This window comes from Rummeliibacillus sp. GQ308 (genome assembly GCF_059759115.1).
Genome location: NZ_JCAXDQ010000001.1, coordinates 1,579,861 through 1,601,315, shown reverse-complemented (window position 1 = coordinate 1,601,315; position 21,455 = coordinate 1,579,861). Strand labels below are relative to the sequence as shown.

Here is a 21,455-nt window from a genome sequence, read left to right as displayed (position 1 = left end):
TTGAAAAAAAGAATATCGGAAAAATACTCATAAGAATAATGAAAGATGGAAATAGCTGATAAAAAGCTAAGAAGAAGGTGATGTGATGAAGTGGCTAAAATGGAGCAGTATGTGTTTTATTTTGATGCTTTTTGGTTGCATGGCGCCCAATCATTCCGTCCAAACAGGCGCCGTTGACAAAACTGGAACATTACAATTAGTAAAATCTATACGCGATGAGGAACTATATCAAAAAGGGAAAGAACTATTTGATAATGGGGGAAGTATAAAGATATCAGAAAAGGAATTGGCAAATTTAAAACCATACTACATTCAATTTAGAGATGATAATCAAAATGCAGTAGTGAGTAATTACTCCGTATGGATAGATAGAAAAAAAGACCGCGTATTTTTTACAGACTATCAGCGTCCATATTCTTATTATCAGGTAGAAGATGAAGATAAAGAATTTCTTGCAAAGCTACTCTCAAAAACTGATCTAGCTAAGGAATGATATACTAGTAAGAAAAAATGGAGTGTAGAAAATGATGTGGATTTGGTATGTGGTTAGTTTAGTAATCAGTTTATTTGTGACTTTTATTATTTTCAAAATAACGCATGTCGTATTGTTTGTTTTCCCCCCGTTGGCTGTCATTCTTGTTCACTTATACTACAAGAGAAAACCTAACAAAGGTAATTAGATAACACAATTTATACTATTTATTAAGGCTCAAATAAAAATTTGAGCCTATTTATGTGAAAAGAAATCGAAGTAATACTTGATAATAATTTAAATAGAAAAAATATTTATATTTATTAAAAAATAGCTAATTAATCTGTTAAAATTATATAAGTAAATACAATATATGGAGGAAAAAAGTGAAACAGAAGAGTTGGTTAATTATAGCTATCACTATCGCCATTGAGGCAGCCATTACATTCTTTGCAGCTACGAGATTTTCTGTACGTTTCATCGAAGTGATGTTTTTTATAGGCTTGGCATGTACTATTATCATTTACTATTTTTCTAGCAGTGGGGGTAGGGCTTCTGAAATTCGTTCTACTCAACTGCGAGGTGAGACGGGCTATATTCAAAAAAGTGAGCCTTTTGTGTTCAAAAGAGGTCCCGTTTTTAATGCTTCTATTTTATATTTATTGATTGGGTTACTATTATTTATTTTGCTTGTTTCGGGTGTAATTCCTCCAGCTGGGAATTAATAATCTAGGAAGAACCGAAACATAGTTAAGGAGAGTTTAAAGTGAATGAAGAGAACGAATATACGAAAATAAATTCGGAAATGTGGAATGATTGGGCTTCTTCGGGGGGCGAGTGGTCATTGTCAATTAGCCACGATGATTATGTAAAAGCAACTAAAGGGATATTCGAAATGTATCTCACTCCATGTCAACCTGTTCCTAAAGAGTGGTTTATCCCTTTAGAGGGTGCTAAAGTCTTGGGGCTTGCAAGGGGAGGAGGTCAACAATGTCCTATTTTCGCTGCTCAGAAAGCAGATATTACAGTTTTTGATTATTCGGATAATCAGCTTGAGTTAGATAAAGAAGTTGCGAAAAGAGAAGAGTATACAATAAATATTATCAAAGGAGACATGGCTAAACATCTACCGTTTGAAGATGAGTCTTTCGATATGATATTTCACCCCGTCTCTAATTGTTTCGTTCAAGATGTGGAACACGTGTGGCGAGAGTGCTATAGAATTCTAAAAAAAGGTGGTGTTCTACTCTCTGGTTTTGCAAACCCTGCCCTCTATTTATTTGGTGAGGGAGTGGATGAACTGAAAGTAGTACATAAACTACCTTATAATGGGTTAGAAAATAATGAAGAGAATCATGAGGATTTAAGAAAAAATGGCGGTATACAATTTAGTCATTCATTAGAATCTCAAATCGGTGGTCAAATCAAAGCTGGATTTCAGTTGAAAGATCTTTATGAGGATTATCATCATAAAGGAACATTAACACAATATATGCCGTGTTATATTGCTACTAAAGCTATTAAGTAATATATCATAAGGATAGGGCGCTCGTTTGATGGCGTATTGAAAACAATGATGGTATTGATCAGATTGTAGAGGGAGGGGAGAGGGCTTTGATTAAAAATCAAATTGAATATTATGAAGAGGCATCAAGGTGTTTTAATCCACTAAAACACTTTCAAATGCGTACTCAGGAAATGGAGAATAAATCGAATTATGGAGTGAGAACTGCTTCAAAGTGGAATGAAATTGTAGGGCAGTATCTAAAGGATGAGATTTACCCGGTAGTCCATCCAATTGGACAAGAGACATTCTCATTGTATGCAGTGTTTCCAACAGAAATATTTGAATATGCCTTAGATATAGATGGTGCTACTGCGCTTATAAAAAAAGAAGGTATCAACCCAACAATTTTTAATCCAACTCAAATTATTGCCTCGGTTGACGAAGGGAATATAAATAAAGATTTGAATAACATAAAAACGAATCATAAAAATCCTGTCATGATACTTCAAAGTCAGCGTTTAATGGGGAATATGCCTCATTGTATCAATGGTAATCATCGTATTTTTGAAGCTCATCGAAATAATGAAAAGTCCATTGAAGTGTACCATTTTAAAGAACTAGAATTTGTCCCATTTTTCTATGATGATCTAAGCAAGGCGATGTACTATTTGGAAATGGATTTTAATAATGTAATCAATGATAAAAGAGATTTTTTGAAAGATCCCTATGGTGCTTTTGCAGATGCTTTTTAAGATTAGATTTGGTGGATTTCAGAAGTATTAAGCAAATGAGTAATTGATATAAAAAAATATAAGAAATGGTGTTGAACAATGTTTTTTATTCAAATGTCTGGCTTCCCTGGCTCGGGAAAGTCCACACTATCTCGACAAATTGCTAAGAGAACAGGTGCAGTTATAATAGACCATGACATTGTAAAATCTGCATTATTACATTCGATAGAGAATATTCCGGTTGATGTCAAAACAGGTAAGATATCATACAATATTGATTGGTCTTTAATTGAATTTCATTTATCTCAAGGCCAAAATGTAATATTTGATAGTCCCTGCCTTTATAAAGAAATAGTTGATAAAGGAATAGGTTTGTCTAAAAAGTATAGTGTGAAATATAAATACATTGAGTGCTACCTTAATAACTTTAATGAAATAAATTATAGATTAATAAAACGAGAAAGCATGACAAGTCAAATAAGAGAGATACATTCTGAAGAGGCTTTTAAAAAAACCTTAGAAAGTAGCAAAAAGCCAACTGATTATGAATACTTGGTTGTTGATACTGGTAAAACTATGGACAGCTATATGGATAAGGTTATGAATTATATTAACGAATGAATTATATTCTTTCTTTGTATAATAGAAGTGATAATTTATTCAAAAAGTTCTAGAGCATATTTATTATGAAGAAGATATTTTTTGGGCTGTCAATGTAATGATACAAAAGTGTAATAGAAAACAGAAAAGCATTCATATGAATGCTCTTTTAACAGATATTTTCTTTATCATTGATATCCTTCACTACATCCTCTAAAGTAAGACTATTTAATACCTTCTCCATTGCTGATTGGGCTGTTATAAATAAAGGTTCAATTGTACTCTGGATGTTCTTTCCTACTGGACATTCGGGATTTGGATTGTCATGTATAGAAAACAGCTCTTTTTCCTGAACCACATTCACTGCTTTATAAACATCAAACAGTGTAATGGCAGATAGATCCTTTGCGAGTTGGGCTCCTGCTATGCCAGGTTGGACATTTACCAACCCTGCGGTTTTAAGCATGCCCATAATTTTTCGGATGACAGCTGGATTTGTATTTACACTACCTGCTAAGAATTCTGAAGTACTTCTCTCATTTTTATTGATTGCAATAAGAGCTAATATATGAATGCCTACTGAAAATCGACTACTAATGGACAATATTTTCACCCTTTACTTATAGATGTACCACAATAATACACCTGTAATTCTTTTTATTACAAGTATATTAAAAATAAATGAACGGTTAGAAAGAAAATAAAAGTGTTGACATACGTTTTAAATGTAATTATTATGGTTACAAGTAACTGTGGTGGTTACATTTTATATATGGAGGTACTTAAAATGAAAATTGGTATTATTGGTGCAAATGGTAAAGCTGGAAGCCTTATTTTAAAAGAAGCTATTAGTCGTGGACATGAAGTGACTGCTATTATAAGAAACGCTTCAAAAATTGGTGACAAGAACATTGAGGTTCTGGAGAAAACTATATTTGACCTTACATCTAATGATTTAAAAAACTTTGAAGTAGTTGTTAACGCATTCGGTGCGGCTCTTGGAGAAGAACAAGCCCATGTGGATGCTGGACATGCATTAATTGAGGCACTAAAAGGCACTGATACAAGAGCAATTATTGTAGGGGGAGCTGGTAGTCTTTATGTAGACGAAAACAAAACAGTTACAGTAATGGAAACACCTGATTTTCCTGAGATATTTAAACCAACTGCAAAAGGACAAGGACGAAATTTACAAGAATTAAAGGAAACTTCTAATATTAAATGGACATTTATTAGTCCTTCTGCAGTGTTTGATGCGGAAGGAAAAAGAACTGGTTCATATAAATCTGGAGAAGATCATCTCTTAGTTAATTCAAAAGGGGAAAGCTATATCAGCTATGCTGACTATGCTATAGCAGTATTGGATGAGATTGAAGACCCTCAACATGTAAATGAACGGTGTACAGTTGTTGGAGAAGCAGAATAATATCGACAAATGGATTTATCTACACCCTCTAGCTTCTATTAAAAAGAGCATTGAATTTGCTTCAATGCTCTTCTTTAATGTAATAAAGCTATTAAATTATTATTAAAAACAGTAGCATCTCTTTGTACTAAGCCTCATCCGCATCAGCAATACCAAGAATAATAATACCAATCATTACAATAGCAATTACAAAGTAATGCTTTGGTGTTAACTTCTCTTTTAAGAAGATACGAGACAAAATGACAGAGAAAATACTGTAAGAAGCAATAAGAGGTGCGGCGATGATTGCGTATGATCCCATTGCATAGACATAGAAGAATTGACCGGTTGTTTCTAAAATGGCAGCTAATCCTTTATCTCGTTCCTTAAATACATTGAAAGAAACTTTTTTGAATAATTTTAAATAGATAAACACGAAAACAGCGCAAATAAAGAATGTATATTCATATGCTAACAATGCAGTATCCTCAGACATTAATTTTAATTCATCCAGATAAATACCATCCGCAAATGTGCCGGCCCCATCTAATAGCGCATAAATAATTGGGAATGATACAGCCATAAAACCAAGCTGATATTTTTTATCTACTTTCACTTGATTTAGGCGCATCATTTTATCTTCCTCATGTTTTTCGACAACTGCAATTCCAATAACACCTACAGTAATAACAATAACCCCTAAAATATGAATCCAGTCAATGTCTTGTTGGAAAAATATAAATAGTAAAATAGCTGTAATGGCACCAGAGGAGTTTTGAACTGGTGATGAAATCGATAGCTCAAGATAACGTAAACCTACATAGCCCACAGTCATAGAGACGATATAGAAGAAAGAGACAGGCAAATATTTAACCATATCAAAAAGGTGGAAGTCTATATCTTTATAAAGATAAAAGATGGTTGCATGGATACCCATAACAAGACCGACCATTACAACAATTTTCAAATGGCTGAATCGATCTTCGCTATTGGATCCTTTTTTATAAAATAAATCTGCTCCTCCCCATGCTAGAGCAGTCAAGATTGAAAATAAAAACCACATATACAATTGGCTCCTTCTTTTTTTATATATAACTTTAATATTATACGGGGAATTATAGAATCTGAAAAGAATTTTTTGTTTCGTAAGGCTAAATGATTGGAATTATTCATTTTACGAAACCTCCAAGCTAAACGCTAGACATGTTACAATAGGGGTAATATTAAGTATAAAAAGGAGCCGACATGATGATAGAAAAGGCAATAGAATATCTAAAACATTACTACGGCTACAACCAATTTCGGTCAGGGCAGGAAAAAGTAATAGAAACCATTTTATCGAATGAACCATGCCTATGCGTTATGCCAACAGGTGGTGGGAAATCGGTTTGTTACCAAATACCAGCGCTGATAATGGAAGGAACGACGATTGTCATCTCTCCTTTAATCTCATTAATGCAGGATCAAGTGGATACATTGAGAGAAATGGGCATTGAAGCTGCCTATATTAATTCTTCTCTAAATGATTATGAATACAGTGAGACAATGATGAAACTTAAAGAGGGGCGATATAAGCTTCTATACATAGCGCCAGAACGATTAGAGTCTGAGAGTTTTAGAAACTTGATTGCCTCTCTTTCAGTGCCACTTATTGCCATTGATGAAGCACATTGTATTTCACAATGGGGACATGATTTTCGGCCAAGCTACCGTGCAATTGGACGACTTATACATTTATTTAAAGAAAAACCAGCTCTTGCTGCGCTCACGGCTACTGCTACTCCTGCAGTAAGAGCAGATATTTGCGCTCAATTGGACATACCTGAAGACAATACGGTACTGACAGGATTTGAGCGAGACAATTTAAGTTTTTCAGTCATGATCGGACAGAATAAAGAGCGTTATCTTAAAGACTTTTTGAAAAAGAATCACTCAGAAAATGGTATTATTTACGGTGCTACTCGAAAAACAGTAGATCATTTATATGAAGTTCTGAAAAAAGCGGGTATTCCTGTTGCAAAATACCACGCTGGTTTATCTGAACAATTACGCCAAACAGAACAAAACCGATTCTTGCATGAAGAAGCATCTGTTATGGTGGCAACAAATGCTTTCGGAATGGGTATCGATAAATCGAATGTCCGATTTGTTATTCACTATCAAATGCCGAAAAATATGGAAAGCTATTACCAAGAGGCAGGAAGAGCAGGTCGGGATGGTTTGCCAAGTGAATGTATTTTGCTATATTCTTCGCAAGATGTCCAAACACAGCGTTTTTTAATTGATCAAAGTGAGGACCGTGAGCGAATAGCGAGTGAACTGCAGAAACTTCAGAGCATGGTAGATTATTGTCATACAGAAAGCTGTCTTCAGCATTATATCGTCCATTATTTCGGTGATTCTTCTGCAGAAGCTTGCGGGAAGTGCAGCAACTGTACAGACGAACGAGAACGAACAGATGTTACAGTGGATTGCCAAAAAATCTTGTCTTGTGTCATCCGAATGGGACAGAAATTCGGAAAAACAATGGTAGCTCAAGTTCTAGTCGGCTCGAAGAATCAGAAGATGCGGCAATTTGGCTTTGACAAACTCTCGACATATGGTTTGTTAAGTGACATGAGTATTAAAGACGCAACTAATTTTATTGAATTTATGATTGCAGAAGAGCTGTTGGCAGTAAATCAAGGTAGCATGCCAACCATTTTCGTTACAGAAAAAGGGAAAAATGTATTGCTTGGAGAGTGTAAAGTTACAAGAAAAGCAGTAATTGTATCCAAGGCCATTTCAGTAGATGATCCTTTATTTGAAGATTTAAGGATATTTCGGAAACAGTTGGCTGATGAAGCACACGTTCCGCCGTTTGTTATTTTTTCTGATAAAACACTGCGTGACATGTGTGCGAAAATGCCTAGCAATGAGCAAGAATTTTTAGAGGTAACCGGTGTAGGGGAGAATAAGCTTGAGAAATACGGTGAGTTGTTTTTGAATAGAATCGCCGCATTCCAGGTTAACCAATGAGGAATCTAAATGATATAGCGTTTTGAAGAATCAAATTCTTTTTTTAGGCGTAAAAACGCATGCAAAAAGCCCAAAGCAAATTGGTGACTTGAGAATTTGCTTTGGGCTTTTTTAATTACGTTTAATTCGTTGTCAAATGCGCATGCTCTTCATCTAATAAAACAATACCGGTCACACCATTAACCGTTTCAGAATGAATAATTTTATCTTTCAGTATCGGCAGTAGCTTGGGGGAAAGTGCTACATGGATGCCTTCTACCTCCATGATAATATCCGTGTGAATAGGCGTATCAATATCCGCTGCATATTGTAGCCCATCCCTGTTTGCAACTGCGTAAAAACGTAGCAAATGATATTTGTTGTCTTTTGTTAGGTTTGTAATGAACTTTTTTCCTTGAACGGTTAGTTTCATCGTGAAATCATCCTTTTCGCAAATTCAGAAGTCCTCCTGCATCATGCCGAGCTCTATGACTCCATTATTCCACGGCACCATCCAATTTAAACAACGGAAATTTATTTTCTAGTCATCCATTCGGCGACAATAAAGAAAATAATAAAAAAAGCAAATGCGCCTGCAAAGAACCACATAGGTAACCCAGCTACCATGATTTACACCCCCGATTATATGCTGTCCTTATAGTAGCATATAGAGAGGGCTTGTATCATCAATCTGAATAAACGATAAGCTTTATAAGACAAATAGTAAAAAATCGTTTAAAATGGAGGAGCAGTATAGCTGACAATCTCAGTTATGAATTATAGAAGTTTTAAATTTTTAAAAGGGGCTAATAAATAGTATGATTCATTTAAATTGGAAAGATGCACCAACTATCAAAACAATTCGTTGTACCAACACAGATGCAAAAAAATACTTAGTATCAAATGTTTTAACAGTTGGTAAAGAGTATGAAGTGAAAAATGAAACAGAAGAGTTCTACTTCATTATTGATAATACAGGTCTTGTTGGCGGTTACTATAAAGACTACTTTGCATAATGAAAACACTTCACATTCTTACAATGAACGGTGTGAAGCATCAGTTCAAACCATTAATTCATAGATATGAGAAATGGTTTTGAGAACATAAATGCGGATCACTATATGACTCTGCTTTTCGCATCCTTCTAGGAAGCGAAAAGTTTTTTTATATCATTTAAGACAATATTGAAAGGGGTTTTTGAGATGCAGCAACTAATACAAAAGGAAAGAAAAAAACGAAAAACCAGAGAGTATAATGAAGAGCAACTACTTTTAATTGGTGAGGGAGGATATATTTCACCTAATGACCATCTGTGGCTTGATGTGTTATTTACAGTGACGTTAAAAAAGCCAGTTTTGCTGAAAGGACCAGCAGGTGCTGGAAAAACTAAAATGGCCGAATCCATTTCAGATTTTTTCCATCAGCCCATGCATAGCATTAACTGTTCTGTAGATTTGGATGCTGAAAGCTTGCTTGGTTTTAAAACAATAGTGCAAAAAGATGGTGAAACGTTTATCGAATTTATAGAAGGTCCTGTCATTAAAGCGATGAAGGAAGGACATCTTCTTTATATCGACGAAATTAATATGGCAAAGGCAGAGACACTTCCAATCTTGCATAGTGTTTTGGACTATCGGAGAATGCTGACAAATCCTTTTACTGGTGAAGTGATTGTTGCACACCCAGACTTTAGTGTAATTGCAGCTATCAATGAAGGTTATATTGGTACTGCGCCGATGAATGAGGCACTGAAGAATCGATTTGTATCATTTAGCATTCCTTATTTAAACGGGGAACAGCTAGAGGAATTATGGAAAGAAAGATTTCCTGATTTATCAGAAAACCTACGTATTTTGATGTTGCAATTGGCGGAAGACTTAAAGCAACAAGTCATTAATGGATTGTTGAGCGAAGAAGCAGCTTCTGTAAGAAGCTTGCTCGATGCAACAGAACTAGCACAGTATATGGATCCGCTTCGAGCTATTCGCTACGCAATAGCTGAAAAACTTGATGATCCAAGCGAGAAAGAATTAGTGTTAGAATTAGCGAAAACATGGATGAAGTGAGGGGTCAATTGTGGCTGAGCTAAGTCGGTTTATACAATTTAATAACGAACAGATCAATCCCCGTCAGATGCTTCAGTATGAACAGCTCTCAAAAGCTTTATCTAATACACCCTCATTACAATTAACTGAACGTCAATTGATTGAGTTAAAGCCGCAGGAGCAACAAATTGCTATGAGTGTTTTTTGGCGACATCGTAGCAAGCAAATCACACATCTAGGTCGACTTTCAGATATTTATTTGCTTTCGATTGGTTTTTGGAGAGAGTTTAATGTACGAGTGTGGTTGGAGATGGAAGAAGAATTCAAGGATCATCCTTATAAAAAGCTAATAAAGCAACTTGCTTTAATGATTGAAGAATTTCGATTAATGGATGTGGTTGAAAAGAAGCGTCCGGGGACCAAACAAGCCTTTGAGACTCGTCGGAAGGCTTATATTGAATCACATAAACACCGTTTTGAAGTTAACAGCCAAAAAGGCTTTATAGCAGATAGTTTTCTTTCTTACTTATTTTTAGCAGCGCACGAAGGTATGATCCGTTTGCCTCAATCTGAAGTGGCAGATCAATTTGAGCCTGTTTTAATGCTCTTCCAAGAAATCTATGACGTCAGAAGCACAACACAAAGTATAGCATTAGCAGTAAGAACTGTTTTTGCTATTGAAGAATATTTGGCAAGGGACCTTGTCCTGGATTACTATGCATTAATGGATGCCATTCCTGAGGCTTCTAAGTTCCATGAACATAAAGGTGTGAAAGAACAAGCATGCGGTGATAAAGACAATGCCAAGGAAACGATTGAGCAGCTTTTTAGAACGTGGCACAGAGAGACACAGGAAGAGAATGGCGTACATCTACGATATGAATTAGAGCGCGGTAATGCAGGCAAGGCATTGAGTATAGAAGCTGAAGAAGGACAAGAAGGTAATCAGATTTCTGAAGAAGGGGTAGGGAGCGCGTCCGATTCATCGGGCAAGGTATTTGAAAACGATCCTAATGATATAAAAAAACTTCCGCGAACAACAAAGAAAGCAAAGAAAGAGTACGGAGAACAAAATGCCAATGTTATTTTTGAAGAAAAACGCATACAGCCTGCTAAAGACTTTCAAAGCTTAGAAATGTTAAGTGTATGGAGAAAGGAACAATCGCCAAGTGTAAAAGCACTGACTGCTGAATTTCGCAAAAGAATGGCACAAAAAGAAATCGCAAAGAGAGATCACTTAACAAAGGGAAGACTAAATGCCTCTAAATTAATGTCACTTGTATTAGATGAACATCCAAAGCCCTTCTATCAAAAAAATGCCAAGTCAAAAGAGCTCGATGCTGTATTCGGATTGTTAATTGATGGATCAGCTTCCATGATGGATAAAATGGATGAAACGAAAAAAGCTGTATTGTTATTTCATGATGTTCTAAGACAAATGAAAATTACGCATGAAATTGTTTCGTTTTATGAAGATGCGTATGAAGCAACAGCGGAGGTACAGCCAAATACATTTGAATGGTTGCATAAGCTACAGGATGGGCAGAAGGACAATGGTCTTTCTATAATGGCTTTAGAACCTCATGAAGACAACCGTGATGGCTTTGCAATCCGTTGGATGATGAAGCAGTTAAAAAATAGAGATGAAAAGCACCGCTTCTTGCTGATCTTCTCAGATGGTGAGCCTTCTGCATTCGATTATGCACAAAATGGGATTAAAGATACGGCAGAGGCCGTACTGGAGGCTGAAAAGCATGGTATCCAAGTACTGCATCTCTTTTTAAACACAGAGATGCCTAGCGAGGAGCAGCTCCATCTTTTCCACACAATTTATGGTACGCACACAGTTTCAGCTAATAGTGTAGAAAAGTTTACTGAAGTAACTATCAGGCTGCTTCGTAAATTAATTTCGCTTGTTATTTCGGCTGAGTAGAAGAGTGTAAATTTTCTTTAAACCTATTTATAAATAAATATGCTCTAGCGATAGAATGCTAGTCAGTGAAAAAAACAGGAGTACATCCTAAAAAAATTGATATTAGAGAAATTCCTTTTTCTTCATTCATAATAATCAACTATGTTAGATATTAGAAAATCAACAGACTTGCCTTTATTATTTGAAAAGAGGTGAAGCTGATTTGAAAAAAATAGATCACTTAATAAGGTACAATGACTGCAGTTATAAAAATTAATATACCTAGTAACAAGATAAGTATTTTAACTATATACCATGGAGACTTTTCTAGAATAAAGTCAAGTATAAAATATATAATGAAGCTAATAATTCCTACATCACCAAAACCTGGATTACTTGTAGCATCACCGACATCATTCATTGTTTTTTTCAGATACTTATCTTGAGTGGCTTTACTAAACTTGAAACCACCATAAATAATAAAAAGTCCAATGAGACCTAAAATAATTTTGAAAATCATTTTTTCACCTGTAGTTATCATTATTGTTAGTAAGAGTAGCGCTTTTTAGATTTTTAGATAATCAAAATCTTATTTTACATCTTTCAATTAATGTTTTAATTAAATAAAAAAGGGCTATTCATTAGAATAACCCTTTTTTATTACATAATTTTAGCAGTGGTGGAGACAAAATTCATTTTTTCATTCTGCATTAAAATGAAATGTAACGTAAAGGATTTACTAGTCCCACTTTTTGCCCTTGCCAAGATGTGTTATGCATTTCAAAATGTAAGTGGCTACCAGTTGAACGGCCAGTAGAACCCATATAACCAATTACTTGTCCTTTTTTAACAGATTGTCCAACGCTTGTATTATAACCGCTTAAATGCCCGTATACGGTTGTCCAAATATGCCCGTCAATTGAGTGAGTAATCATTATTACATTCCCATAAGTAGATAATGGGCTTGCGCGGAAGACAACGCCATCTGCAGCAGCAACGATTGGTGTACCTTGTACATTTGCAATATCTGTTCCGTAGTGGACTTCAGCACCTGCACCAATATCACGGACACCAGAGTTAGAAGTTATAGTGCCAGTTGTTGGTCTAGTCCAAGTACCGCTTGATACATTAGATGTAATTGCTGGTTCACTGTGCTTGGAAACCGAAGCTGTTTTTGCAATACTTGGTTTTTTTACATGTGAATTTGTTTGTCGGGCTGATTTAACTTGACGAGCTCTTTCAGCTTCTTGACGAGCTCTTTCAGCTTCCTGACGAGCTACTTTTGCTAAACGTGCTTGTTCTTTTACGATGCTTGCTTGTACTTTCTTGCTAATTGTTAGTGCCTCTGAATATTCCTTTTCAGCTAACCGTTTACCAGCTAATAATTTAGCTTGTTCTGCTTCTAAACGATCTATCACTTTATTTTTATTTTTCTTTTGACTTTCTAATGAATTTCGTAATGCTTTTAATTGATCGCGATTATTTTGTTGTTCAACAAGTTTTTGTTTGAGTTCTTTTTTTTGTTCTTCAAGTTTCTTTTTATCATTTTTTTGTTCATTTATAATATCACGATCAGCGGCTACTAATGTATTGACAGCTGATATTCTGTCTATAAAGTCAACAAAACTATCAGAACCTAGTAATACATCTACGTAACTAACAGAGCCACCATTTTCTTGAATAGAGCGAGCTCTATCCTTCAATAAAGCATCACGTTCTTTTATGTTTTTTTCTAATTTCGTAATTGATGCATTTAGTTTTTCTATGTAACTTGTTGTAGATTCAATTTCTGCGAGGACTTTATTGATTTTTTGGTCCATATTATTTATTTTTGAATTTAGCTTGTTAATCTGGTTCATGAATACATCAATTTTAGATTTCGTTTGATTTATTTTTGAAGATTTTCGTTTAATATTTGAAGATAAGTCCGATTTTTTTTGATTTAATTCTTGTTGTTGTGTTTTTAAATCATTCAACGATTCCGCGCTAGCGCTAACCGATGGAATTGCTACAGTTAATGCTAATGTTGCTGCAATGAATTTGTTTAAATTTTGTGATTGTGCTTTCAATTAGTAACCCACCTCTAGTTAAATTAAATAATATCTCTTTTAATAAATATCTATTTACCCACAGCAAAAATCCAAGATATAGTCTACTCTCGTTGGGCATTTCGAAATTTAACGCTTTATGTACAACGATCTCATCCTGTTATTCTTAAAATGTAATCCGTACTATCAATTTTCACCTCTATTCTCTGATCCTCTTTTTTCAATAAATCCATTATATCTGTTATATTCCATTTCTTTCATTACAGTTTTTTTAAATATATGGTCAGATCAATCCTTAAATTGTATTATCTGTCATATATGAAGTCGGGGTTAAATATTTTGTTCATCTATTTATGTTTTTATGTAGAAAGTGATAGAAGGTAAAGGAGAAATAAAGGAGCCTAAGTTTTGTTAAGAAGCTGGGTAGACAAGTAAATTTAAAGGCTGAAAAAATTTTAGAAAGAGTAGAACTAAAGAGAGTACTTAAGAATCCTAAAGCAACAAATGTTTATATGGAGTATGTTGGAATCAGAGACGGTTCATTCCGGTTATATGTATCAGACAAAGGTTTTGTATGGATTGATGTGGATGGGAGATATTATAAATTTGTAAATATAAAAATTATTAACGATTTATTATGCGAAATAAAAAAGCAATGGCCTAACGAGCATTGTTTTTTAATTTACTTTAGTATGAATGAAAAAAAGACCAGATTCTAAATGAAGCTGGTCTTTAGTATTTAGTTTTCTCTTTTTTGTTGTTGATTTGTATGGATTGCTAATAAACGCTGTTTTAAATCTTCTTCCATTCGGGCAATTTCAATTTCGGCCGCTTTCCGTTTTTGGCGTCCGTCCTGTTGGATTTGCAGCGTTTCTTCTATAGTGGAGATAAGATTTTCTTGTGTTTTCTTGAGTGTATCGATTTCAACTAATCCACGCTCGTTTTCTTTGGCTGTTTCGATAGTGTTTATTTTTAGCATTTCAGAATTTTTGAGAAGCAAATCGTTAGTTGTTTTTGTTACTTCTTTTTGTGCTTCCACAGCTTTGCGCTGGTTATTAAGCGTTAAAGCGATGGCTATTTGATTTTTCCAAAGCGGGATTGCTGTCATAATGGATGATTGTATTTTTTCAGCAAGCGTTTGGTTTGTTTGCTGAATCATTCTAATTTGAGGCGCAGTTTGAATAGTGATTTGGCGTGACAGTTGCAAATCATAAATTCTTTTTTCAAGACGATCTACAAATTGAGTAAGATCGTTGTATTCTTGTACATCCATTTGGTCTTGTGATTTTTCAGCTTTTTGTCTTAATTGTGGAAGAAGGTCAGTCATAATTTCTTCCTTTTTAAGTTCAGCAGCTGCAATATAAACATTCAGCGCTTTAAAATAGGTTTTGTTTTGCTCATATAATCCGTCAAGCATATGAACATCTTCCACTAAACCAGCCTTAGAATGTTCGAGTTGAATGCCTATGCGATCGATTTGAGTGCTCAGTTTTTGATATTTTGTCATGAGTTCTTGAATTGAGTGCGAAACGCGACTAAAGAATTTTCTAAGTCCTGTTTTCTTTTCTTGGTGCAAAGCTTCAGGCTCTAATTCATTTAGTTTATCCATTAAACTTTTCAAAACATCTCCGACAGGACCTATATCTTTTCCTTGGACATGATCAAGCATTTGATGAGAGAAACGTGACAATTCAGTTTGTGCGTTAGCCCCATAAGTTAAAATCGCTTCATAATTTCCAACTGGAATTTGTTCGGCTAGTTGCTTTGCTTTTTCTTGCTCTTCTTTTGGCAATGTATCGAGCATTGTCTTTTTAGTTTCATTTGAAATTGCCTTTGTTTGAGCGGGCTCCGGCTGCAAATCAAAGGGATTGCTAAGTAAATCATCTATTGAATGTGAAGTATTGGAAGGTGAATCCTTCATGCTAATTCTCCTCTCGATGCATCAATTTTTCTTTTGGCGTTGTGTTCAGTTTTGCAAAATCCAGCTCCATTTTGAGCTCTTCAATATCGGATGCCAGAACTGTCTGTAAATCCTCTTGCATCACGTTATTCAAGCTTTCTAATGTATCTCGTGTCTCTTGTAATGTTAAATGTACATCTGCACTTTTGATTGGCTGCGTGGAGAGAAGAGCATACTTTTCAGTTAATTCGCTTGCAGAGTGAATATGTGCATAAAAAAATTGTTCTGCCTGGTAAAACTTCCTTGGGTTTTTACGTACTATATTAATGATTCTTTTTGCCATCCGATTCATTTCTAACAATTGCTTAAATATAGAAATGGAACGAATCTTCGTATAACAGCGATTAATATTTCGAAGCTCAGTGTTCGCTTCACTCAATTGCATTTCGATATGTTTATATTCTGAATGGGTCAGACCCCATTTTTTTAAAAATCGAAACTGCTGTACATATTTTATTGCAATATTTGATATCCCATAACCAACGACACCTAACAACGTACTGATTCCAAAATTCACGTCAAACCATAAGCTAATTGACCATGTCGCAACCATCACGAGGATATTAAGTATATGTCGAATTGTTATTTGTTTAAGGTTAAGCATTATTTTATCTCCTCCTGCCATAATATTAAATACGAATGATTGATTAGAAAGTTTCATTATTCACCGAAGGATTTGTTTTATAATTTAGTTGTTTCTTTTATTTTAATCTATTCGTTGGATAAATGCGAAAGGGAATGCTTAGGCAAATATTTTGGCATCCAACGATTCACGTAATACAATGAAGTAAATTCCTAAGGAAGAGAATAAAGCTTTTAGACAACTGTTATGTATACGAATTGTTGAAAAGTAAAAATGAAGGATTGACAAGCATGTACAAGATAATTTATATGAAAGCAGACTATGAACCATGGTGGCAATTTGACGGTTGGGAGCAAACAATACAATCAGTAAAAGAGTTTGATGATTTAGCAGAGGCAAGGAAATATTTAGAAAATATATTAACAAATTTTGAGAACAAATTTCCATTTAAAGCGATGAAAAAAGAGCGTTTTTGGGCATTTTGGTCTGAAGATGAAATTGAATTTTGCGAGGCCTGTGATGAAGATATCCAGACGTACCATGGGGTCGTGTGGGAAGAAATAGGGCAACACACTAAAAAGTTATAAACTTTTTGAAAAATCACCAAAATTGTTGACATTGGAAATTAACGTGTTATACTTAATTTAACAAATGAAATTGATTTACCGCAAACTTCCATTCACATATTACAAAAAGTGATCGGCTTGTCTCGGTACTTTCTGTAATATGTGAATTTTTGTTTTAGGTAATGATTTTTATTTGTTCACTTTATTTTTGGAGGTTTTCTCACATGAAACAAGGTACAGTAAAATGGTTTAACTCAGAAAAAGGCTTCGGTTTTATCGAAGTAGATGGCGAAAACGATGTTTTCGTACACTTCTCAGCTATCCAAGGTGATGGCTTCAAAACACTTGACGAAGGTCAAAAAGTAGAATTTGAAGTTGTTGAAGGTAACCGCGGACCACAAGCTGCAAACGTTGTAAAACTTTAATTCACAACTAACAGGGGTAACTTGTTTACCCCTTTCCTTTAAATAGATAGTTTTATATTTATATATTACAAAGAGTAGCTTATAAAAGATGCTTTTTGTAATATGTAAAATTTTAATTTCGATTGAAACTTGCGTATTAAATTTATTTTTGGAGGTTTTCTCACATGAAACAAGGTACAGTAAAATGGTTTAACTCAGAAAAAGGCTTCGGTTTCTTAGAAGTTCAAGGTGAAGATGACGTATTCGTACACTTCTCAGCAATTCAAGGCGAAGGCTTCAAAACTCTTGAAGAAGGCCAAAAAGTAGAATTCGAAGTTGTTGAAGGCAACCGCGGACCACAAGCTGCAAACGTTGTAAAACTTTAATTCTTTCAAAAGCATCCTTTATGGATGCTTTTTTTATTTAGTTTTTAATAGGAACAGAAGAGAGAGTAGGAAAGTGTAAAAACCACAATAAAAAGTGTGTTCATTTAAGAACACACTTTTTATTTAATCTAATTTATTTGCTTCTTTCCATTCAAGGAATTCATCATACGAAAGTTGTTTATCTAAAATAGAGCCATCTTGACGAATTTCAATAACACGATTTGCAATCGTTTGGATAAATTGATGGTCATGAGAAGTGAAAATCATAGCACCTTTAAAGTTGATTAATCCTTCATTTAGCGCTTGAATGGATTCAAGGTCCAAATGGTTAGTTGGTTCATCTAATAAAAGTACGTTGGAATGAGAAAGCATCATTTTAGACAGCATACAACGAACTTTCTCGCCACCTGAAAGAACAGCAGGGGATTTCTTTACTTCTTCTCCAGAGAAGAGCATACGTCCTAAGAAGCCACGTAGAAATGTTTCTGTTTCGTCTTCTGGTGAAAATTGACGTAACCAATCAACCAATGTTTTTTCATTACCTTGGAAGAAATCTTCATTATCAAGCGGGAAGTAGCTTTGAGAAGTAGTTACACCCCATTTGAATGATCCTTCGTAGTTTTCGTCTTCTCCAGCAAGAATTTTAAGAAGTGCTGTTTTTGCAAGAGCATCGCCGATTAAGATAATTTTATCTTCTTTATTCATTGAGAAACGTACATCTTTAAATTGTACTTCATCCTCAATTGATTTACCGAGGCCTTCAACAGTTAATACATCATTTCCAATTTCGCGTTCCACTTGGAAGTTGATATACGGATATTTTCGGCTAGATGGTTTGATATCATCCAGTTGAATTTTTTCAAGCATTTTCTTACGGGAAGTAGCTTGTTTTGATTTGGATGCATTGGCAGAGAAACGTGCAACGAATTCTTGAAGCTCTTTTATTTTTTCTTCTTTTTTCTTGTTTTGATCATTTAGCATTCTTTGAGCAAGTTGGCTTGATTCATACCAGAAATCATAGTTCCCAACATAAATTTGGATTTTGCTATAATCCAAATCAGCAATATGCGTACATACTTTATTCAAGAAATGACGGTCATGGGAAACAACGATTACTGTATTTTCAAAGTTGATAAGGAACTCCTCTAACCATTGAATAGCTTTTAAATCAAGATGGTTTGTCGGCTCATCCAATAGAAGAACATCAGGTTTACCAAATAGGGCTTGCGCTAACAAAACTTTTACTTTTTCGGATCCTGTTAAATCACGCATTGTCATATAATGCATCGATTCAGGAACACCTAATCCTTGTAAAAGAATAGCTGCATCAGATTCAGCTTCCCAGCCATTCATATCTGCAAATTCACCTTCTAACTCAGCGGCACGAATACCGTCTTCATCAGTAAAAGGATCTTTCATATAGATGGCATTCTTCTCTTGCATCACATCATATAATCGTTTGTGACCCATCATTACTGTTTCTAAAACTTGGTAGTCCTCATATTCAAAGTGGTTTTGTTTTAAAACAGCAAGACGTTCATCAGGATTCATGCTGACATGGCCATCTTGTGGTTCAATATCACCTGATAATATTTTTAAAAATGTTGATTTACCTGCACCATTGGCACCGATTAAACCGTAGCAATTTCCTGGTGTAAATTTAATATTTACATCCTCAAACAATTTACGGTCGCCATAGCGAAGTCCTACGTTACTTACTTGAATCATGTATGTAAGTACCTCCTTATTCACAATGTATCTATTATATCACGGAAAATAAGAAAGCCAAACCCTCAAGTAAAAACTGTGTTTCAGAATCTAATACATTCGGTTGAGATAGGGAAAAGCAGCTAAATATTAAAAACCAGCTTCTAAATTCGCTCCTTTATTAGTAATTCAAAAATATATTTCAAAAGAATAGAAAAATAATTAATTTGAAGAAGCTGCTAATTGTTACCTCTTTAATTTTCTCTTACGATTGCTTCTAAAACTACTCATCTTAAAATAAAAAAAGAAGAGAGTAGTCTACTCTCTTCAAAAAACTTATTTTTTCATTGAACCTGTTTTTTCTAGACGTTCATACATTTCAAATGCTCGACTTAAAATATGTGGTGTTTGTGCATTGCCAGTTGCTTCAACAGCTGCATTATAATATTCCCATAATTGTTCTTTAAAGTCAGGGTGTACGCAGTTATTAATGATTAGCGGCACACGTTCTTTTGGTGCTAATCCACGAAGATCCGCAACACCTTGTTCTGTAACAAGTACATCAACATCATGTTCTGTATGATCTACATGGGTAACCATTGGTACGATAGAAGAAATGCTTCCACCTTTAGCATAAGATTTTGTTATAAAGATACCGAGGCGCGCGTTACGAGCGAAATCGCCTGAACCGCCAATTCCGTTCATCATTTTGCTACCTGATACATGTGTAGAGTTAACGTTTCCATAAATATCAGCTTCTAGGGCAGTATTGATTGAAATAAGGCCTAAACGACGGATTAATTCAGGTTGGTTTGAAATTTCTTGTGGACGTAATACTAATTTGTCTGCATATTTGTCAAGGTTACCGTACACTTCTTTTCCTTTTTCAGCGGAAAGAGTAATAGATGTTGCTGAAGCAAAATCTACTTTACCAGCATCAATCAGATTGAATACAGCATCTTGCAATACTTCTGAATAAACTTCTAAATGTTCAAATTCAGATTCTTTGAAGCCATCTAGAACAGCATTTGCGACAGATCCTATACCTGATTGGATTGGTGCTAAAGTGTTTGTTAAACGGCCAGCTTTAATCTCAGAACGTAAGAAATCTAAAATATGGTTAGCCATAATTTGAGTTTCTTCGTCTGGTGGAACAATTGTAGATGGTGCATCAAGGTTTTCAGAGATTACAATTGCTTTTACTTTAGATGGATCGAGCTTAATGCCTTTTACACCTAGGCGGTCAGAAGTTTTTGTCAATGGGATTGGTTCACGGTTGCCTTGTTCTCCTGGTACATAAATATCATGCACACCAATTAAAGATTCGGGCTGTGCTACATTCAGTTCAATAATAATATTTTCAGCAACTTCCGCAAGAATAGGGTTGTTACCGACAGAAGTAGTAGGGATTAAATAGCCATCTTCTGTGATTGCAGTAGCCTCAATAATAGCATATTTGAATGTACCAAAAATATTTTGACGATATTGCTCAGCGCCATGAGATAAGTGCATATCAGCAAAAAGAATTTCACCATTGTTGATTAAAGTTCGAATACCCTTATCCGCTTGGAATGGTCCGCGTTTGCGAATCCCACCAGCTATAGCTAAGTCGTGGTCAACTTCTGGTCCCAATGAAGCGCCAGTGTATACATCAATTTTGAATTTCTCATTTTTAGCGCGTTCAACTAAGGCAGCTGGTACTACTTTCGCATCGCCTGCACGAGTGAAACCGCTCATGCCTACTACATCGCCATCTGAAATGAGAGCAGCAGCTTCTTTTGCTGACATAACTTTGCCAGCTAATTCTTTCATTCCAATACGATTTTCAAATGTTGCTTCCATTTTTCATTACCTCCTAAGTGTATTGTTCTTCCAACTTGTTATGATAATATATTAATTTAAGTTGAGAATGAATGCTAATATGATATATATGAGTCTATGTAAATTGAAATGTAGGCTGAATCATTTATAACATTCTGAACAATAAATGAAATCGGTTTCTGTATATATTTTTACATATGCTCATCTTTTTATCCACTATTTTTTTCTAAAATTTTTTTAGACAATAAAAATTATTTATAAAATTCAGTTATTTAAATTCATTTGATCATCTTTTTTTCTTTTAAATTTGC

Annotated in this window: 22 protein-coding genes; 13 read left to right on the top strand and 9 right to left on the bottom strand. The window is 34.8% G+C overall.

The features are described from left to right. The first annotated feature begins 85 nt into the window (after nt 1–85). The 5 genes from AC6CHJ_RS07910 to AC6CHJ_RS07890 all read left to right on the top strand — a co-directional run bounded on the left by AC6CHJ_RS07910 (nt 86) and on the right by AC6CHJ_RS07890 (nt 3,331). A complete protein-coding gene (locus tag AC6CHJ_RS07910; RefSeq protein ID WP_392993613.1) occupies nt 86–493 on the top strand; it encodes a hypothetical protein in 408 nt (135 codons plus the stop codon). Between the two features lie 365 nt (nt 494–858). Then, entirely contained in the window at nt 859–1,197 is a 339-nt protein-coding gene (locus AC6CHJ_RS07905) for a hypothetical protein (RefSeq protein ID WP_392993616.1), read from the top strand. Between the two features lie 41 nt (nt 1,198–1,238). Further along, on the top strand, nt 1,239–2,000 hold the full coding sequence (locus AC6CHJ_RS07900; protein WP_498287967.1) for a class I SAM-dependent methyltransferase: 762 nt from the start codon (nt 1,239–1,241) through the stop codon (nt 1,998–2,000). Between the two features lie 86 nt (nt 2,001–2,086). Beyond that, entirely contained in the window at nt 2,087–2,731 is a 645-nt protein-coding gene (locus AC6CHJ_RS07895) for a hypothetical protein (RefSeq protein WP_498287965.1), read from the top strand. Between the two features lie 78 nt (nt 2,732–2,809). Next, nucleotides 2,810–3,331: a P-loop nucleotide/nucleoside kinase family protein gene (locus tag AC6CHJ_RS07890; protein ID WP_392993620.1), complete on the top strand. Its 522-nt coding sequence runs from the start codon at nt 2,810–2,812 to the stop codon at nt 3,329–3,331. 148 nt (nt 3,332–3,479) lie between these two features. Here AC6CHJ_RS07890 and AC6CHJ_RS07885 read toward each other — a convergent pair whose 3' ends face one another. After that, nucleotides 3,480–3,914, bottom strand: a complete 435-nt coding sequence (locus tag AC6CHJ_RS07885; protein ID WP_498287963.1) for an Rrf2 family transcriptional regulator — start codon at nt 3,912–3,914, stop codon at nt 3,480–3,482. Between the two features lie 183 nt (nt 3,915–4,097). Between AC6CHJ_RS07885 and AC6CHJ_RS07880 the strand changes: the two genes are divergently transcribed. Continuing rightward, nucleotides 4,098–4,736, top strand: a complete 639-nt coding sequence (locus AC6CHJ_RS07880) for an NAD(P)-dependent oxidoreductase (protein WP_498287961.1) — start codon at nt 4,098–4,100, stop codon at nt 4,734–4,736. Nucleotides 4,737–4,863: 127 nt separating this feature from the next. Here AC6CHJ_RS07880 and AC6CHJ_RS07875 read toward each other — a convergent pair whose 3' ends face one another. Then, complete coding sequence (locus tag AC6CHJ_RS07875; protein ID WP_150284493.1) at nt 4,864–5,778, bottom strand: DMT family transporter; 915 nt, start codon at nt 5,776–5,778, stop codon at nt 4,864–4,866. A 185-nt stretch (nt 5,779–5,963) separates the two neighbouring features. Here AC6CHJ_RS07875 and recQ point away from each other — a divergent pair, with 185 nt between their 5' ends. After that, nucleotides 5,964–7,733 (top strand): DNA helicase RecQ, encoded by a 1,770-nt coding sequence (recQ, locus tag AC6CHJ_RS07870; RefSeq protein WP_498287959.1) that lies wholly within the window; start codon nt 5,964–5,966, stop codon nt 7,731–7,733. Between the two features lie 121 nt (nt 7,734–7,854). On the opposite strand, the gene AC6CHJ_RS07865 is transcribed toward recQ, so the two are convergent. Beyond that, on the bottom strand, nt 7,855–8,145 hold the full coding sequence (locus AC6CHJ_RS07865) for a hypothetical protein (protein ID WP_066787410.1): 291 nt from the start codon (nt 8,143–8,145) through the stop codon (nt 7,855–7,857). Nucleotides 8,146–8,530: 385 nt separating this feature from the next. Here AC6CHJ_RS07865 and AC6CHJ_RS07860 point away from each other — a divergent pair, with 385 nt between their 5' ends. The 3 genes from AC6CHJ_RS07860 (at nt 8,531) to AC6CHJ_RS07850 (ending at nt 11,690) form a co-directional block, all read left to right on the top strand. After that, nucleotides 8,531–8,728 (top strand): DUF6501 family protein, encoded by a 198-nt coding sequence (locus AC6CHJ_RS07860; protein ID WP_066787407.1) that lies wholly within the window; start codon nt 8,531–8,533, stop codon nt 8,726–8,728. A gap of 186 nt (nt 8,729–8,914) precedes the next feature. Further along, nucleotides 8,915–9,778: an AAA family ATPase gene (locus tag AC6CHJ_RS07855; protein WP_249774321.1), complete on the top strand. Its 864-nt coding sequence runs from the start codon at nt 8,915–8,917 to the stop codon at nt 9,776–9,778. Nucleotides 9,779–9,788: 10 nt separating this feature from the next. Beyond that, nucleotides 9,789–11,690, top strand: coding sequence for a vWA domain-containing protein (locus AC6CHJ_RS07850; protein ID WP_498287957.1), 1,902 nt, complete (start codon nt 9,789–9,791; stop codon nt 11,688–11,690). A gap of 220 nt (nt 11,691–11,910) precedes the next feature. Here the strand turns inward: AC6CHJ_RS07850 and AC6CHJ_RS07845 are convergent, their stop codons facing one another. The 4 genes from AC6CHJ_RS07845 to AC6CHJ_RS07830 all read right to left on the bottom strand — a co-directional run bounded on the left by AC6CHJ_RS07845 (nt 11,911) and on the right by AC6CHJ_RS07830 (nt 16,281). Next, complete coding sequence (locus tag AC6CHJ_RS07845) at nt 11,911–12,189, bottom strand: hypothetical protein (protein ID WP_498287955.1); 279 nt, start codon at nt 12,187–12,189, stop codon at nt 11,911–11,913. A gap of 190 nt (nt 12,190–12,379) precedes the next feature. Next, nucleotides 12,380–13,738: a murein hydrolase activator EnvC family protein gene (locus tag AC6CHJ_RS07840; RefSeq protein WP_498287953.1), complete on the bottom strand. Its 1,359-nt coding sequence runs from the start codon at nt 13,736–13,738 to the stop codon at nt 12,380–12,382. A 718-nt stretch (nt 13,739–14,456) separates the two neighbouring features. Beyond that, nucleotides 14,457–15,638 (bottom strand): toxic anion resistance protein, encoded by a 1,182-nt coding sequence (locus tag AC6CHJ_RS07835; protein ID WP_498287951.1) that lies wholly within the window; start codon nt 15,636–15,638, stop codon nt 14,457–14,459. A gap of 1 nt (nt 15,639) precedes the next feature. Further along, the gene (locus AC6CHJ_RS07830; RefSeq protein WP_184117476.1) at nt 15,640–16,281 is read right to left on the bottom strand and encodes a 5-bromo-4-chloroindolyl phosphate hydrolysis family protein; all 642 of its coding nucleotides are present in this window, start codon (nt 16,279–16,281) and stop codon (nt 15,640–15,642) included. A gap of 269 nt (nt 16,282–16,550) precedes the next feature. On the opposite strand from AC6CHJ_RS07830, the gene AC6CHJ_RS07825 reads away from it, so the two are divergent. The 3 genes from AC6CHJ_RS07825 to AC6CHJ_RS07815 all read left to right on the top strand — a co-directional run bounded on the left by AC6CHJ_RS07825 (nt 16,551) and on the right by AC6CHJ_RS07815 (nt 17,616). Further along, entirely contained in the window at nt 16,551–16,847 is a 297-nt protein-coding gene (locus AC6CHJ_RS07825; protein WP_249774317.1) for a DUF1033 family protein, read from the top strand. 203 nt (nt 16,848–17,050) lie between these two features. Further along, nucleotides 17,051–17,251 carry a cold-shock protein gene (locus tag AC6CHJ_RS07820; RefSeq protein ID WP_066787385.1) on the top strand — a complete coding sequence of 67 codons (201 nt, stop codon included), beginning with the start codon at nt 17,051–17,053 and terminating at the stop codon, nt 17,249–17,251. A gap of 164 nt (nt 17,252–17,415) precedes the next feature. After that, nucleotides 17,416–17,616, top strand: coding sequence for a cold-shock protein (locus AC6CHJ_RS07815; protein ID WP_066787382.1), 201 nt, complete (start codon nt 17,416–17,418; stop codon nt 17,614–17,616). Nucleotides 17,617–17,739: 123 nt separating this feature from the next. Here the strand turns inward: AC6CHJ_RS07815 and AC6CHJ_RS07810 are convergent, their stop codons facing one another. Both AC6CHJ_RS07810 and scpC read right to left on the bottom strand, forming a co-directional pair. Next, nucleotides 17,740–19,344: an ABC-F family ATP-binding cassette domain-containing protein gene (locus tag AC6CHJ_RS07810; protein ID WP_066787380.1), complete on the bottom strand. Its 1,605-nt coding sequence runs from the start codon at nt 19,342–19,344 to the stop codon at nt 17,740–17,742. Nucleotides 19,345–19,659: 315 nt separating this feature from the next. After that, nucleotides 19,660–21,165, bottom strand: coding sequence for a succinyl-CoA:acetate CoA-transferase ScpC (scpC, locus tag AC6CHJ_RS07805; protein WP_147193386.1), 1,506 nt, complete (start codon nt 21,163–21,165; stop codon nt 19,660–19,662). Between the last annotated feature and the right edge of the window lie 290 nt (nt 21,166–21,455).